The following is a 16,350-nucleotide window of genomic DNA, read 5'->3' as shown; positions in this document are numbered from 1 at the left end:
ACTTTGTACCAAGCAGGATCCCCTCGATAAATGGGACCTGAGGAATCACTCTTATTCCGCCGTCATTGGACCGTCCAGTGGGGTCACGGTGACGCGCACGGAGAGCTGGTGCTGGCCACCGCCGACGATGACACCGCGCAACGGAGACACATCCGAAAAATCACGACCCCATGCCACGGTAATGTGATCCTTGTCGGCGCGCACACCGTTGGTCGGATCGAACTCGACCCAGCCCGCGAGCGGGCACCAGACTGAAACCCAGGCATGAGAGGCGTCGGCTCCAACGAGCGCCTTCTGGCCCGCCGGAGGCACAGTCCGCAGATAGCCGCTCACGTACCGCGCCGCGAGCCCTCTCGAACGCAAGCACGCAATCATGAGGTGCGCGTAGTCCTGGCAGACGCCGCGCTTCTTGTCGAGCACTTCGAGCAACGACGTCGATACGCTGGTTTCTCCCGGCGCGTAAGTCATCTCGTCGTGCAGTTTGTGCATCAGGCTGTCGGCGCAATCGATGACGGACCGGCCTGCGGGAAAACACCCGGCAGCGTAGTCGGTGAACAACTGCTTGATACGCACGTGCGGGGATTCGGCGCGGTACCGCATGGCTTCCAGTCGCTCGGCACCCGGCGGGCGCCCGGAGTACATCAATTGCGTACGTACCCGCTCCCACGGTTCGCTTTTCAGGACGCGGTCCGCGTTGCCGCGCACTTCCACCGACATTTCCGTCGTCACATCGAGCCGCTGGTGCGGGCGGTCGAACTCGAGCCTCGTGATGGGATTGCCGAAACTATCGACATCGACGGCCGAGTGTGTCGGCGGCGGGTCGATGCTGATCGTGTGCGCCACACATGTCTGGCGCTCAGTCTCTCGCGGTGCGAGATGCAGCAGCTGATGCGAATGCACGACGTCGCCGCTGTACGCGTAGACGGTCTGATGAGTGACGCGATAGGCGACCGTGCTCATGCGGCCACGACCTGCAGGTCGCCTTCGGTATGCGAGAAATGTCGCATCGACAATCGATCCGACAACTGGGTTGCCGCGTCAGCGAGCGCGATGAGTCGCTGTGCGAAAGCCTGCCGTGCGCCCGCTGCGGTGTAGCCGACTCCCTCGAGCACGCCGAAGTCCGTCTCATCGAGATCCGCGGCTGCCCGCTCGAAGGAGTCATCGAAGGTTGCGTCACCGGCGCGAAGCTGTTCGAGAATGAACCGGATCTTCTCGCACTGGAAACCGATGCCGCGCGGATTCTGCACATCCCGGATCAGCAGGTGCAGCACGGGTGCAACGCGAGGCCGATCGAGATTTCGCGTGCGATACGCAACCGTACTGCCGACGATGTCCAGCCACCATTCGAGCTCGCTCCGCGACGGAGCCGTGGCCACCGAAAGGCGCATCCCCAACAGCGTCGCCAGGAACTGAACGCGTTCGAGTCGCCTACCCAGCAGCAGCATTCGCCAGCCGTCATCCTGGGTCATGTCATCGAGCGCGAAGCCCGCAAGCCCCGAGAGCGAGAGCACGAGCCGGTCGAGCGCTTCACGGGCATCGCTGCGACTCGATACGGACTCGTGATACTGACGCTGCAGCACGCCGATCGCCCGCCAGTGCTCGGCGGACAGGCGACTGCGTGCCTGAGTCGCGGACCATTCGAGACGACGAAGGTCAGCCGCGAGCCCGTTCGCATTGCCGACGTCGAAAAGACTCGCCGGGAGATCCAGCTTTTCCGCCAGCACACCGAACTGCGCGCAACTGTTCATCGCGTGCTTCCACGCGTCGGATCGCGTGTCGAGTGCAAGCGTCGCCCGCGCCAACCGCGCTTTGTCGTCGCAGCGGATTGCGTAGCGGCCCATCCAGAACAGGTTCTCGACCAGTCGTGATGGAAGGTCTTCGCTGCGCTGTCGCCGCCGGCCCGCCACTGTATCGATCTCTTCGGCCGCGTCGTCCGCCGCGATGACCCAGACATCCTTGCTGCCGCCGCCGCGCTGATTCGAAACAACATCGGCCGCGCTGTCGCCCGCGATGCGTGCAAGGCCGCCGGGCATGACTTGAAAGCCGTTCGGTGTCGCGACCGCATAGACGCGGATCGCCAACGCCCGTCCCGTGACCCCAGATGCCCCCCATACCGGTGACTGCGACAGCGACACGCGTTCCTGTGCGACGTAGGCATAAGGTCGTGCCCGCAATCGCTCGACGACCGCGGCCTTTGCCTTGCGATCGAGCGAGCTGCCGAAGACGGGTTCGAATTTCTGATTCGGGAACACCGGCTTGATCACGAGCTTCTCGAGATTCGTTATGACGTGCTCGAGCGCCGGACGTTCGCCGCACCACCAGGTCGCGACGGACGGCAGTGCCAGCGATTCGCTGTTGAGCCAGTCGGCGATCGGCGGCAGGAATCCCAGCCAGCTCGCCGATTCGAGGACGCCACTGCCGAGCGGGTTGGCCAGTACGACTCGCCCCTTGCGCACGACTTGCAGCAGGCCCGGCACGCCGAGCGCCGAGTCGGAACGCAGCTCGGCGGGATCGCAGAAATCGTCATCCAGTCGACGCAGCACGGCATGCACGCGACGCAGGCCGGCGAATGTCTTGAGATAGAGCGTATCGCCACGAACTGTCAGGTCCGCGCCTTCGACGAGAGCGAAACCCAGTTGACGCGCCAGATACGCGTGCTCGAAGTACGTCTCGTTGAAAGGACCCGGCGTCAGCACGACTGCGAGCGGCGATTCATCGTCCTCGACCTGGCTGAGCATCTGCTCACGCAGCGCCGCGAAGAACGGCGATGCCGAACGCACTCGCAGGTCGTCGATGAGTTGGGGAAAGACGCGCGAGACGATGCGTCGATTCTCGAGCGCATAGCCCGGACCTGACGGCGTTTGCGTGCGATCGCCGAGTATCCACCACTGTCCATTCGGTGCACGCGCAAGGTCGGCGGCATAGACCTGCAACCACCGGCCGCCGGCAGGATTCAGCCCGCGGCACGGCCAGAGAAAATTCGGATGCCCGAAGACGATCTCCGGCGGCACGATGCCTTCAGCGAGCAAACGCTGTGGGCCGTAGAGGTCCGCCAGTAAAGAATCAAGCAGCCGGGCACGTTGAGCGACACCGGCGGCGATGACCTGCCATTCCTCGGCCGGCAGGATCAGCGGCAATGTATCGAGCTGCCACGGGCGATCCCGTCCCTGCGGATCGGCGTAGACGTTGTACGTAACGCCGTTCTCGACGATGAGCCTGCGTGCCAGCTCCACTCCCCGTCGCAACGCATCCGGTGTGGAGGCGTCGAGCCGCTCGATCAGCGGCCGCCAGTGAGCTCGCACCGACCCGTCGGAGTTCAGCAACTCGTCATAGCGAGTTGCGTCCGGGGTGTAGGGGGCGATGAGGGAGGCGGACGGCATGGGCGGAGGTTACATTATCCGCGCCTCAGGTCCGTCGTGAAGGACAGTTCCTCTACTGAACCCTGCGGCGGCATTGAGACCTGCCCCTGCGTATGACCCATCCTGAAGAAGCGGGCGAGTCGACGGCTCTCCGCCTCGAACGCGTTCACCGGGAACACCGAATAGTTGCGTCCGCCAGGATGCGCCACGTGATAGCGACAACCGCCGATGGAACGCTGCATCCAGGTGTCGATGAGATCGAATGTCAGCGGGGCGTGCGGAGCAATGAGCGGTTGCAATGATGAAGGCGGCTGCCAGGCCCGGTAGCGCACGCCGGCGACGAACTCACCCACTTTCCCGGTGGGCCGCAGGGCCACGGGACGGCCGTTGCAAGCGAGCGCATAGCGATCGGGCGCGAGGCCGGTGATCCTGACCTGCAAGCGCTCGACGGACGAATCGACATAGCGCACGGCCCCACCGGCTCCGCCCTCTTCGCCCATCACGTGCCACGGCTCCAGTGCATGGCGCAGCTCGAGATCAACCCCTGCTGTCGCGTAGTCGCCGATCTTGGGGAATCGAAACTCCATATGCGGCGCGAACCATTCCGGCTCGAACGCGTAGCCGGCAGACCCGAGATCCTGGAGCACATCCTGCAGATCGCGCTCCACGAAGTACGGCAGCATGAAGCGATCGTGCAACTCCGTGCCCCAGCGCGCGAGGCGGGAGGGCTCGTAAGGTGTCTGCCAGAACCTCGCGATCAACGATCGCAGCAGCAGTTGCTGGGCGAGGCTCATCTGCGCGTGCGGCGGCATTTCGAACGCACGCATTTCAAGCAAGCCGAGTCGTCCTGTCGAACTGTCGGGCGAGTAGAGCTTGTCGATGCAGAATTCGGCGCGGTGCGTATTACCCGTGACGTCGACCAACAGATTTCGCAGCAGGCGATCGACGAGCCACGGCGGGCTGTCGGAGCCCAACTGCGGGAACTGCCGGAACGCCAGCTCGAGTTCGTACAGCGAATCGTTGCGCGCCTCGTCGACGCGCGGCGCCTGCGACGTCGGGCCGATGAAGAGACCCGAGAACAGATACGACAACGCGGGGTGGTTGTGCCAGTAGGCGATCAGGCTGCGCAGCAGGTCCGGGCGCCGCAGAAACGGCGAATCGCGCATCGTCTCGCCGCCGAGCACGAAGTGATTCCCGCCACCCGTCCCGGTGTGCCGGCCGTCGAGCATGAACTTCTCCGTGCTCAGACGAGTGTCGCGGGCACTCTCGTAGAGATGTGTCGTGCGATCGACGAGATCTTTCCACGTCGCAGACGGATGAATGTTGACCTCGATCACGCCGGGATCCGGCGTCACGCGGAAGTAATTCAGGCGCGGATCGCGCGGCGGCTCATAACCTTCGAGCACGACAGGCATGGTCTGTGCCTGCGCGACGGACTCGATGGCACTGACGAGTTCAAGGTAGTGCTCCACCTGCGCGAGTGGCGGCATGAAGAGATAGAGCACACCGTTGCGCGGCTCCGCGCACATTGCTGTGCGCGTGATCCATGAGGCCGATTCGCCTTGCTGCGGCTTGCGTGCTTCGTGCACTTCGCGTTCTGAGTCGGAGACGTCAGCGAATTGCGGGCGAATCTCCGCATGCCTCCTCAGCGAGGGCTGACGAACGCTCGGATCGCGCGGATGAAGATACGGGTATTCGCCGCTAGTCACCCAGGGCTGAGAATCGCGCGGCAGTCGATACCCCAGCGGCGAATCCCCCGGCACGAGATAACAGCGCTCGGAGCGCAGGAACCAGGGCCCGGATTGCCAGCCCTGCGAGCTCCTTGCGATCGGCAGGACGTGGCCGATCACCTTGTCGAGACCGCGACTGAAGATCTTCGCTAAACGAGCTCGTTCGAGCGGATCCTCCAGTCTCGAATCGAAGGGATCCACGTTCGACGGCAACTGCCGTTCGCGCCACAGGTAGTAGAAGACATCTTCGTAAGCGGCGAACAAATGTCGTGTCGAAACGCCGAGGCGCTGTGCGAGCGCCGAAAGGAATCTCTGCGCTTTGACTTCGTCGGCGCGATAGTCGACGGACTCATCCGCGTACAGCGCAGGATCGGACCAGACCGGCTCGCCGTCGCGCCGCCAGAAGCAATTCAACGACCAGCGCGGAAGCTGCTCGCCCGGATACCACTTGCCTTGACCGAAATGAGCGAGCCCGGAAGGGGCGTACTTCGCCTTCAGTTTGCGAAAGAGCTGCGCGGCCAGGTTGCGCTTCGTCGGGCCGAGCGCTGCCGTGTTCCACTCGGGTCCGTCCGGATCATCGATGCTGACGAACGTAGGTTCGCCCCCCATCGTCAATCGGACATCCTGCGCGAGCAGCGCCGCATCGACGCGATCGCCGAGCTTCTGGATTTGCGTCCATTGCTCGTCCGTATACGGCTTCGTGACACGCGGCGCTTCCCAGATGCGCGTCACTTTCATCTCATGCGAGAACTCCACTTCGGATTCATCGACGGCACCAGTGACCGGGGCTGCGGCGGACGGCTCGGGCGTGCACGCGAGCGGAATGTGTCCCTCCCCCGCCAGCAGGCCCGACGTTGGATCGAGGCCAATCCATCCGGCGCCCGGCAGATACACCTCGCACCACGCATGCAGGTCGGTGAAATCGACAGCGGTGCCCGACGGTCCATCGAGCGACTTCACGTCGGCGACGAGCTGGATCAGGTAGCCCGAAACGAATCGCGTCGCGAGCCCCATGTGCCGCAGCAATTGCGCCAGCAGCCACGCCGAATCGCGGCACGATCCCGAAGCGTTCCGCAGCGTCTCCTCCGGCGTCTGCACGCCCGGCTCGAGACGGATCAGGTATTTCACGTCGCCGGCGAGACGCTGATTCAGCCCGACCAGGAAATCGATCGTGCGCACGCGGCTCGAATTTCCCGGGCTCAGGGATTCGAGATAGCCCGCAAGCAGCGGCGTGAGCGGCGCCGGCACCAGGTACGGCGCCAGCTCCCGCTGTTCGAGTGCGTCGTACTTGAAAGGGAAATGCTCAGCCGATTCCTCCAGGAAGAAATCGAACGGATTGAAGACGGCCATCTCGGCGACCAGGTCGACCTCGATCCGGAACTGCGTCGTCTTCTCGGGGAAGACCAGCCGCGCGAGGTAGTTGGACTGGGGGTCCTGCTGCCAGTTGATGAAGTGATCCTGGGGCGTCACGCGCAGCGAATAGGACAGGACCCGGGTCCGCGAATGCGGGGCCGGCCTGAGGCGAATGACCTGAGGGCCGAGATTCACCCGCCGGTCGTATCGGTAATGCGTGACGTGGCGGAGCGCGACGTGGATGGACAAGCGGGACCTCGCAGGCAGTCATTGCCTCACTGCTCTTTGCAAGTCTCACTCCACCTCTTATCGTTGCCCGGCGCGGGCCATTGCTGCGGCAACGCGCACCAGTAATGTGCGTAACCAGCTATGATCGCACCATGAAAATAACAGGGGACCGATAGCGAAATGTGGATCGCCGTGCTGATCCTGCTGATCGCCGTGCTCGGGGTCGTGCTGTTCAAGGTCATGAGCCAGGAAAGGCGGTCATCCTCCCCGGTTGCGGCTGCCGCCGGGGCGGGCATCGAAGCGCTCCCCGCTGACGACTCGATTCCGTTCCACACCGCTGAAACGGAACAGGCGACGCTGGAGTGCTACCGCCTGGCGTTCGGCCTGGTGAAGCTCGATTCCCGGGTTCCGGCGGATCATGCAGGCGTCCTGGACGCGGTCGGGAAGTCCCTCGACGAATCGGTCTACGAACGCGACTACTTTCCGCGCCGGCCGATGCTGCTGCCCAAACTCCTGCAGGCCATCAACGACGACAAGAGCACTCGCGAAGAACTGGTCCGCGTCCTTCTGGAAGACCCCGCGCTCGCAGGCGCGGTGCTGCAGCGGGCGAACAGCGCCTTCTACCGTGTTTCGCCCGAGCCGATCGAAAGCCTCGATCGTGCCGTATTGCTGCTCGGCACCAATGGATTGCGATCGCTGATGGCGTCGGCAATCCTGCAGCCGGTGTTTCGCATTCCTCGCGGCTCGTTCGAGAAGTTCGCGGACTTCACCTGGGAGCAGGCGGAGCGGACCGCGATGGCATCGGAAGTAAACGCACGCGGCATCGGTGATGCCAAGCCGATCGTGGCCCAGCTGCTCGGTTTGCTGAGCCTGCTCGCGAACATCGTCCTGTTCCGACTCACGCTCGACAAGTATCGCGACTTCCCGCACCTGACCCCCAGGGCCGAAGTGATGATCGAAGCGATCCGGACGCAGCGCGCGTGCACCGCGAGCCTGATCGCGCAGTCATGGCAGCTCTCGGATCTGTCGATCTCCGCGTTCACGGAGCAGCAGCAACAGATGCCGCCGAACCAGATGAGCTCGCTCGGCCGCAGCATCTACTTCGGCGATCTTTGCGGCTCGCTAGCCATGCTCACCGCACGCGGATACCAGACGAAGAAGCAGGCGCAGGTCGTGCTCGCGGGCCAGGGTGTCGATCGGGAGACGGCGCTCGCGATGTGGCTGGCGGCGGCGTCGGTGCAGCAAGGTTAAATCGTCGGATCGGAACCCCACGCTCGACCCGTCCGTTACCGAAGCAACACTGCTTCGGGAAATGAACGATGAGCGATCTCAGACGATGCATGGCGAATCAGCAAGGCAAAGCGGGCTGGATCCTGCTGTGGCTGCTGGGCGTTCCGATTCCTGTCCTGCTGGTACTTTTCCTGCTGCGCGGTTGCACCTGATACGGCAGTATCTGCTTGCCTCGGGTCGGGTTTGTCACCACAGGAGCAGCGATGCTCGTAACGTTTCGTTCGAAGGCGGCCGCGTCGATCACCATGTTCGGCGATGTCGCCTCCCAGCTGCTCAACATGATGGGCGCGTCCGGCCGTATCCCCGGTGCCTTCACTGGCGAAGATGTCCAGAGCGCATTACAGAAACTGGAATCCTCCCTCGCGCGGCTCAAGGAGCAGGGCGACCACACCGCTGCCCCTCCTGCCCTGAACGAAGACATGGAAGCCGAGGATGAGGAGGACGAGCCGCCCCTGGAGCTCGCCGTCCGCGCCGCACCGTTGATCGAGCTCCTCCAGCGTGCCGCCGCCGCCAAGGCCGAAGTGACCTGGGAAGGCAAGTAGCCCCTGCCTCCTTGAGGCATAATTGCGGCCCTTCAAACAGCCACCAGGCTTATCTCATGGGCCGTATTTTCGAAGTTCGAAAGCACGCAATGTTTGCGCGCTGGAACCGCATGGCGAAGCAGTTCGCGCGGGTAGGCAAGGAAATCGCGATTGCCGTCAAGTCCGGCGGGCCCGACCCGACCTCCAATCCCGCCCTGCGCCGGGCCGTGCAGAACGCCCGCGCGGTCAACATGCCGAAAGACAATGTCATGTCGGCGATCAAACGCGCTTCGGGCAAGGACGCGGCGAACTACAACGAAATCATCTATGAGGGCTACGGCCCGCACGGCGTCGCGATCATCGTCGAAGCCGCGACCGACAATCCGACGCGCACCGTCGCCAACGTGCGCAACGTCTTCGACAACAACGGCGGCAATCTCGCCGCCAGCGGCAGCGTCAGCTTCCAGTTCAAGAAGATGGGTGTGTTCCGCCTGAGCCCGGAAGGCATCGTGCAGGACGATCTCGAGCTCGACCTGATCGATCACGGCCTCGAAGAGATGGGCGAAAGCACCGGCGAAAAAGGCGAACCGCAGCTCGTCATCCGCTGCAACTTCCCGGACTTCGGCCAGATGCAGAAGGCACTGGAAGACCGCAAGATCACACCGCTGTCGGCATCGCACGAGTACATCTGCATGACCCCGACCGAACTGCCCGAAGCGCAGGCCACGGAAGTCATGACGCTGATCGACAAGCTGGAGCAGGATGAGGATGTGCAGAACGTGTATCACACGCTCGTCTGAGCAAAGAGGCTGCGAGCGATGAGCTGTGAGCGGCGAGCCAGATAGGCCGAGAACCGAGAAGCCTCCGTTCTGGCTCACCGCTCATCGCTCACAGCTCATCGCCTCCTACTCGCAATAGCTCCTGCAATCCCTCAGCTCATCCAGACACAACTGCTCGCCTTCCCTCGATCGGTTGTCGCAATCCTGCCGCCGCGAAGCAACTGAACCGCTCAAGGTATTGACGCAATCGCTGTAGCGCGCGCTGGTGCGTGCGAGGCAGGCGTTGCGGTCACGGGCGAATTCGCAGCGGGCCTGACCGTAGAACGCGCAATCAGCGGCCGCTGAGTTCGTGCCTGGGGTCGCGGTGAATCCGCCGGCGGCGCCGAAGCCGACTGCCCGCATGCAGTCCTGTTTGCCGCGACGGTTGATGCTGCGGCATTCGCCATCCGAGCGTTCGCATTGCGCGATGCATTCCTGGCGGCGCGCCTGCCTCGAATTGTCGACCGATGCGACCTGGACTGGCGGGGCCGCGGGCTTCTTCTCTACTGCCGCCGGCGGTGGCGCCGCCGCAGGCTGGGGTTCGCTTTGCTGGACGACTGCAGCGGTCGCGGCTTGCACCTCTGCTGGCGGACCCTGCGTCGCAGCGGTCGCTTCGACGGGCGGATCTTGCGGAGGCGGGCTCGCCGTGTCGGCGGCAGGCGGTGTAGCCGCCGTATCCGTCGGTGTAGTCGTCGGCGTCACGTCAGCCACTGCAGCGGGCTGACGAACTTCCGTCACGTAGTAAGTCGCCGCACCGGCGACGGCGACGAGGCCGATGCCCAGCGCGATCCAGACCGCAGCCTTGCTGCCGCTGCGCGCCGGCGCTTCGAGCTCGGCGAGGAATGCATTGAGTGAAGGCCAGCGATCGTCCGGTCGCGGCGACATTGCCCGCATCACAGCGTTTGCGTAGCGCAGCGGGACATCGCGGCGAATCTTGTCGAGCGGCTTCACTGCTCCCATCGGAATCGTGCCCGCGAGCAGCTCGTACATGACGACGCCAAGAGCGTACTGATCGGCGCGCCAATCGACTTCCTTCGCATCGAGTCGCTGTTCCGGCGCCATGTAGTACGCGGTGCCGAGCGTCATGCCGGTCTGTGTGAGCTGCGAATTGCTGTAAGCGCGCGCGATACCGAAATCCATCAGCTTCACCGTGCCGTCTTCCGCAAGCCAGATGTTCTCGGGCTTCAGGTCGCGATGAACGATGTAGCGATGGGCATAGCGCAATGCGTCGATGAGCTGGCGTGCGACATCGGCCACCTCCGTGGTGGTGAACGGTTTGTGCTCGCGATTGTGGATCTCGATCCGATGACGCAGCGTGTGGCCCTGCAAGCGCTCCATCGACAGGTAGTAATGACCACCCGTTTCGCCGACGTCGTAGACGCGGACGATGTTCGGATGCGAGAGATTGCTGGAAACCTTGGCCTCCGCGAGGAAGCGCTCCTTGGCTGCTGTGCTGAAGATCAGGTCCTGTCGCAGGACCTTGATCGCGACGTCCTCGCCGCGCAGCCGGTCGTGTGCAGCATAGACGTACCCCATGCCGCCCTGACCGAGCATTGCGCCGATCTCGAGGCGACCCGAAAGCACGGCGCCGGTATCCATTCGCACGTACGTTTCATGCGCTCCGGGCGGCGGCATATCCATCGTGTCGCGCATCATCGTGACGCTGGAATCGGTCACGCGCGGCCGCGTGTAGCGGCCGGTCGCAGTCAGGAATTCGTAGGCTTCCACGAGCCCGGAGAGTGCCGTCTGATGCTGTTCGCGCTCGGCATCGGTCTGCGCGCTGACCAGCCTCTCCTGCACGGTGGCGAGTCGCTGACCGTAGGCACGGGTCACGCCACCGGCATCTTCTTCGCCGGTCAGCCCGAGCCGGGCGAGCGCTGCACTCTTGTCCATCCGAACTCCGGTATACCCCTGGGAGGCTAAGGATACTGCCGGGAACGGGTAAAGGGCACGGTCCGTTGGGACCAGCGGCGGCTCACTTCATCGTCGGCATCACAAACTCCGACCCGCCGCGGATGCCCGTCGGCCAGCGCGACGTGACGGTCTTGAGCCGCGTGTAGAAGCGGACGCCATCCGGGCCGTGCACATGCAGATCGCCGAACAGGGATCGCTTCCAGCCGCCGAAGCTGTGGAATGCCATCGGCACCGGGATCGGCACATTGATACCCACCATGCCCGCCTGCACCGAATGAGAGAACTTGCGCGCCGAATCGCCGTCGCTCGTGAAGATCGCGGTGCCGTTGCCGAACTCATGCTCGTTGATCAGCTTCAACGCACTATCGAGATCGGGCACTCGTACGACCGCGAGCACGGGACCAAAGATCTCTTCCTTGTAGACGCGCATCTGCGGCTGCACGTTGTCGAACAGCGTCGCGCCCAGGTAGAAACCATTCTCGTGTCCCGCGACCGTGTGGTGCCGGCCGTCGACGACGAGCTTCGCGCCCTCCTTCACACCGAGATCGACGTAGCCGCGCACCCGTTCGAGATGTTCGCGAGTGACGAGCGGCCCCATCTCCACGCCTTCGGTCATTCCTGATCCGATCTTCAGTGCCGCGATCATGGGCTTGAGCGTGTCGATGAGACGATCGCCCGCGTCGCCGACCGCGACTGCGACGGAGATTGCCATGCATCGCTCGCCTGCCGAGCCATACGCCGCGCCCATCAGCGCCTGCGCCGCGATCTGCGGATTCGCATCGGGCATCACGACCATATGGTTCTTCGCACCGCCGAGCGCTTGGACACGCTTGCCGTGCTTCGATGCGGTTTCGTAGATGTGCTGCGCGATCGGTGTCGACCCGACGAAGCTCACGGCAGCTACGTCAGGATCGGTCAGCAACGTTTCGACAGCCTCGCGATCCCCGTTCACGACGTTGAAAACGCCGGCCGGCAGCCCTGCTTCGGCGAGCAGCTCCGCCAGTCGCAATCCGCACGACGGATCCTTCTCCGAGGGCTTGAGGATGAATGTGTTCCCGCATGCGATGGCGACGGGGAACATCCACATCGGCACCATCGCCGGGAAGTTGAATGGCGTGATGCCCGCGCAGACGCCGACCGGCTGACGCAGCGACCAGCTGTCGATGCCGCCGCCGACCGTATCGGAGAACTCGCCCTTCAGCAGATGCGGGATACCGCAGGCGAACTCGACGACTTCGAGCCCGCGAGTCACTTCACCGCGCGCGTCGGAAAAAACCTTGCCGTGCTCGCTCGTGATGATGCGTGCCAGTTCGTCGATGTGCGCATCGAGCAGCGCTTTGAAGCGAAACAGGATGCGGGCGCGCTGCAAAGGCGCTGTCGCGGCCCAGCCCGGAAGAGCGGCGCGTGCCGCTCGAATCGCCGCACGCGTCTCCTCGGCCGAAGCCAGGCTGACTTGTCTGGCGACCTGCCCCGTCGCCGGGTTGTAGACAGGACCGGTACGACCGGAAGCGCCGGCGACGGGCTTGCCGCCGATGAAGTGACCGACGGCACGCACTTCGTGGGCCGCCGCGGATGCAATCGTGCTCATGACAGGAATCTCATCGGCCGCCGGAGCGGCGCGTAAACGTTTGTTCGAAGGTTACCCCGGCGGCCCCAGATCCGGTCTGAGGTGTTTCCACCATCCTGACGGTCACCTTATCGCCATCGAAGGTCAGATGCGAGAACCCCCAGGCGAGCCCCCTGGAATACAGCGTCTTCAGCTGCGGATTGGCCTTCAGCTGGTTGCGGATGAAGGCGCTGTTGATCGGCCGCATCTTTGCGGCACTGCCGGAAACGATCTGCGGCAACGGCTTGACCTCGCCCACCGAGGCCGTCGAGCAGTCGTCCGTATGGACTTCGAGCGTGTGCTCGTGGCCCGCGAGATAGATATCCGCATGACGGCAAAGGGCCGGGAGGATGATCCGGCGCAGCGCCTTCGCCTGCTCGAACTTGCTGCCGGACGACGACCACAACGGATGGTGCGCAATCACGACTTTCCAGCGGGCCTTCGAGTTCGCGAGCGAGCTCTCGAGCCACGCCGCCATGTTGCGTTCGGCGTCGTTCTGCGGCACAGCCCACGGCTCGAGTTCCTCGAGCTCAGTCGACGGTGCTTCGCTGGCGTCATCGGCAAGCACTGCTTCGTACACCGTCGTGCCGGCGAGCATCACCTCGGTGTCGATAGCGAAGATCTCCACTTCGCCGCGACCGGCGGGAGGCACGACCCGATAGAACAGGCCATTCATGTAGAACGGCGGCGTGGTCTCCATGAAATGAACCTGCGCCATCGCGCCTTCGCGTGACGTGTGCCAGTCGTGGTTTCCCAGCACGGTGTAGATGCGAAAGTCCTTGCTGCCCCCGCCGAGCGCCGCGTACGGGATCGTGAACAGGTCCTTGAAGCGCTTCTGATCGTCGATGCCGTCGGCACCCGCGGTCGCTCCGTCCGGGTAGATGTTGTCGCCCAGCAGCGTGCCGAAATCGCAGCCATGCTGAGCGCAGTAGTCCTTCATCGCCTTCGCGACCGGCTCCTGGCCGCTTGCAGCGACGATGCTGCCGTTGACGGGCAGCTTGTACATCGGCGGATACGCAAGCTCTTCGATCGGTCGCTTGTCGTCGATCCAGTCCTGCTTCTCCTTCGCGAGGAACTGCTCTTCGGTCACCACCGTCTCGTAGTCTTCCTTCTCGAGATAGTCGTAGTGATAGCCCGTATCGCCGAACGCCAGCAACGTGATGGGGCCGGTGGACGCAGTCTTCGCCTGTTGCGCCGGTGGTGGCGACGAGCAACCTGCGAGGACGACCAGTGCGACCGAAGGCCAGTAAAGAAAGCGCTTGGACATGCTCGACTCCAGCTAGCGATAACGGGCCGCGATCAGCGCTTCGACATCGGCGCGCGTTCGGCGAACAGGACCCTCCGCTTCCAGCTTGAGGCTCGTCAATGCCGTGGCCCAGCGAGTCGCTTCGGCCGGATCGGCGTTCAGGCGCCGCGACAGATAGGAGCCGACACACGTATCGCCCCGACCGCTGCGCCCACGCAGTTCGACAGGAAGGAAGGGATGCTCGTACGTCTTGCCGTTCGCGAGCACCATCAGTCCATCCTTGTGAGTCAGTACGATCTCCTTCGGACCGTATGACGCGAGCGTGCGGGCGATGGCATGCAGCTCCTTCTCGCCGGTCAGGAACTCGCCCTCGACGGCATCCGACTTGAGCACATCGACGAGCGACAAGACCTGTTTCATCTCGGGCCAGCGCTCATAGGCGAGCCGTCCCTGCTCTGTGCGGATGCGCACGAATCCCTGCACGTCGAGACCGATGAGCCGCGCGTTCTTTCGCAACGCCTCCACGACTTCCAGCGGCACTTCACCGCGGATCGACGGACTGATGAGCGCGGCCTCACAACGCACTGCTGCAACGTGCTCCGGCGCGAAGGGGTCCGCGACCGACGCTACCGTGAGAATCCGCTCGTCGACGTTGTCGGTCGGATACTCCAGGCGCATGAGCGTCGACTGCGGCGACTCGTGAATGATGACGTCGACGCCGACGCTGCGCAGCAGGTCGGTCGACTTGCGATCTTCCGCCGCGAGCCGCGTCACTGCGCCAACGCTGACATCCGCCAGACGAGCCGCGTGCGCTGAGTAGCTGTAGCCGCCGCCATCGACGTAACGCGTGCCGCTGCGAGTGACGATGGTGTCCTTCGTGTAGGCACCGATCGAGACGAAATCGAAATGCTTTTGAACCGAAGCCAAGACACTCTCCTCTTAATCGCGCAGCCTGACGCGCCACAGGCTCGCGGCAAGCAGCATGGAAACGAACGAAGCGCCGAGCCAGAACCAGATCACGACACTGAAATCATAGGTGCGCACGCCGTCGACGACGGTCATGCCCCGCTCGATCAGGTGGCCGCTCACGTTCTCCTGAACCGCCGCGCCGATGTAGCTGAAGATGCCGATCAATCCCATCGCCGCGCCGGCAACGCGCTTCGGACAGATGTCCACTGCGAACAATCCGCCGAGCGCCGTCACCAGACCTGTCAGACCGACGCCGAACAGCACCATGCCCAGAATCAACAACGGCGTGCCGGGCGGCGCGAAGAAGATCAGCACCAGACCGATGATCTCCAACACCGCAAACAGCAGATTCGCCGGTGGCCGGCGCGCATTGAACGCTTTGTCGGAGATGAATCCATAAGCAACAGCGCCGACCATGCCGGCGACGGTGCTGATCATCAGCAGCGTGCCCGCCATCGGCAGCGAGTAGCCACGCGCCTCCTGCAGGTACAGCACGCCCCAGGAATTGATGGCGTAGCGCGTGATGTAGATCATCGCGCTCGACAGCGCCAGTACCCAGATCGCCGGAATCTTCAGGATCGACAGCTGCGTGGCGAACACGCCTCGATCCTGGGCTGTCGATTGCACGTAGTGATCCTGCCGCCAGTCGTTGACGGTCGGCAGGCCCAGCGTGCGGGGACGATCCTGCACCAGCGCATACGCCATCATTGCCGTCGCGATTCCCGCGATGCCTGGAATCCAGAAGCCCCAGTGCCACCCGAGCACGGCGACAATCGTCCCGACGACGAGAAACGTGAGCCCCTCCCCGATCGAGTGCGCGGTACTCCAGATGCCGTAATACCTGCCGCGTTCGCGATTGCTGAACCACGCCGTCATCGCGACGACACCGCCAGGCGCGCCGAGACTCTGGAACCAGCCGTTCAAGCCCCACAGCAGCACCGACACCCAGACGAGTGTGGAGAATCCCATGCCGATGTTGCAGATCGCGCTCAGCAGGAATCCCGCCGCCAGAAACTTCTTCATGTTCGCGTGATCGGCGAGAAAACCGTTCGTGAGCTTGCCGATCGCGTACGTATAGAAGAGCGCGGAGCCGATGAGGCCGAGCTCGGCGGGGCCGAAGATGCCTGCGTCGATGAGCGGCTTCTTGACGACACCGAGCGCGAGACGACAGGTGTAGATGAATCCGTAGCCGAGCGTGATGGCCAGCATCACTCGCAGCCGGTGACGCCGGTAGAGCGAATCGATCGTCGCCGCGTCCTGTATCAGCGGGGCGTCAGGTCCCGTGGCGAAGAATCGCAATACGGACATCAGAACGC

12 protein-coding genes are annotated in these 16,350 nt (G+C 63.8%); 4 read left to right on the top strand and 8 right to left on the bottom strand.

From position 1 onward, the window contains the following. Nucleotides 1-51 precede the first annotated feature (51 nt). The 3 genes from HNQ60_RS12325 to HNQ60_RS12315 are packed head-to-tail and all read right to left on the bottom strand — an operon-like array spanning nucleotide 52 to nucleotide 6,691. Nucleotides 52-960, bottom strand: coding sequence for a transglutaminase family protein (locus HNQ60_RS12325; RefSeq protein WP_184332183.1), 909 nt, complete (start codon nucleotides 958-960; stop codon nucleotides 52-54). Next, nucleotides 957-3,380: a circularly permuted type 2 ATP-grasp protein gene (locus HNQ60_RS12320; RefSeq protein WP_184332180.1), complete on the bottom strand. Its 2,424-nt coding sequence runs from the start codon at nucleotides 3,378-3,380 to the stop codon at nucleotides 957-959. Before HNQ60_RS12320 ends, HNQ60_RS12325 begins: the two co-directional genes overlap by 4 nt. Before the next feature lie 14 nt (nucleotides 3,381-3,394). Continuing rightward, nucleotides 3,395-6,691 (bottom strand): transglutaminase family protein, encoded by a 3,297-nt coding sequence (locus HNQ60_RS12315; protein WP_184332178.1) that lies wholly within the window; start codon nucleotides 6,689-6,691, stop codon nucleotides 3,395-3,397. A gap of 159 nt (nucleotides 6,692-6,850) precedes the next feature. On the opposite strand from HNQ60_RS12315, the gene HNQ60_RS12310 reads away from it, so the two are divergent. The 4 genes from HNQ60_RS12310 (at nucleotide 6,851) to HNQ60_RS12300 (ending at nucleotide 9,281) form a co-directional block, all read left to right on the top strand. After that, nucleotides 6,851-7,921, top strand: coding sequence for an HDOD domain-containing protein (locus HNQ60_RS12310; protein ID WP_184332176.1), 1,071 nt, complete (start codon nucleotides 6,851-6,853; stop codon nucleotides 7,919-7,921). A 68-nt stretch (nucleotides 7,922-7,989) separates the two neighbouring features. Then, nucleotides 7,990-8,112: a hypothetical protein gene (locus HNQ60_RS27880; RefSeq protein WP_281382737.1), complete on the top strand. Its 123-nt coding sequence runs from the start codon at nucleotides 7,990-7,992 to the stop codon at nucleotides 8,110-8,112. 51 nt (nucleotides 8,113-8,163) lie between these two features. Then, entirely contained in the window at nucleotides 8,164-8,502 is a 339-nt protein-coding gene (locus tag HNQ60_RS12305) for a DUF1840 domain-containing protein (protein WP_184332174.1), read from the top strand. A gap of 56 nt (nucleotides 8,503-8,558) precedes the next feature. Further along, nucleotides 8,559-9,281: a YebC/PmpR family DNA-binding transcriptional regulator gene (locus tag HNQ60_RS12300; protein WP_184332172.1), complete on the top strand. Its 723-nt coding sequence runs from the start codon at nucleotides 8,559-8,561 to the stop codon at nucleotides 9,279-9,281. 105 nt (nucleotides 9,282-9,386) lie between these two features. Here the strand turns inward: HNQ60_RS12300 and HNQ60_RS12295 are convergent, their stop codons facing one another. From HNQ60_RS12295 to HNQ60_RS12275, 5 genes are all read right to left on the bottom strand, one after another. Further along, complete coding sequence (locus tag HNQ60_RS12295; protein WP_184332171.1) at nucleotides 9,387-11,192, bottom strand: serine/threonine-protein kinase; 1,806 nt, start codon at nucleotides 11,190-11,192, stop codon at nucleotides 9,387-9,389. Between the two features lie 82 nt (nucleotides 11,193-11,274). Beyond that, nucleotides 11,275-12,768, bottom strand: coding sequence for a CoA-acylating methylmalonate-semialdehyde dehydrogenase (locus tag HNQ60_RS12290; RefSeq protein WP_184333719.1), 1,494 nt, complete (start codon nucleotides 12,766-12,768; stop codon nucleotides 11,275-11,277). Nucleotides 12,769-12,811: 43 nt separating this feature from the next. Beyond that, nucleotides 12,812-14,086: a metallophosphoesterase gene (locus tag HNQ60_RS12285; RefSeq protein WP_184332169.1), complete on the bottom strand. Its 1,275-nt coding sequence runs from the start codon at nucleotides 14,084-14,086 to the stop codon at nucleotides 12,812-12,814. Nucleotides 14,087-14,098: 12 nt separating this feature from the next. Next, on the bottom strand, nucleotides 14,099-14,992 hold the full coding sequence (locus tag HNQ60_RS12280) for a PfkB family carbohydrate kinase (protein ID WP_184332167.1): 894 nt from the start codon (nucleotides 14,990-14,992) through the stop codon (nucleotides 14,099-14,101). Nucleotides 14,993-15,004: 12 nt separating this feature from the next. Then, entirely contained in the window at nucleotides 15,005-16,342 is a 1,338-nt protein-coding gene (locus HNQ60_RS12275; RefSeq protein WP_221304166.1) for an MFS transporter, read from the bottom strand. Between the last annotated feature and the right edge of the window lie 8 nt (nucleotides 16,343-16,350).

The organism is Povalibacter uvarum (assembly GCF_014202975.1).
Lineage (GTDB): Bacteria > Pseudomonadota > Gammaproteobacteria > Steroidobacterales > Steroidobacteraceae > Steroidobacter > Steroidobacter uvarum.
The sequence above is the reverse complement of the archived record's forward strand: the minus strand, read 5'-3'. Positions and strand labels throughout refer to the sequence as shown.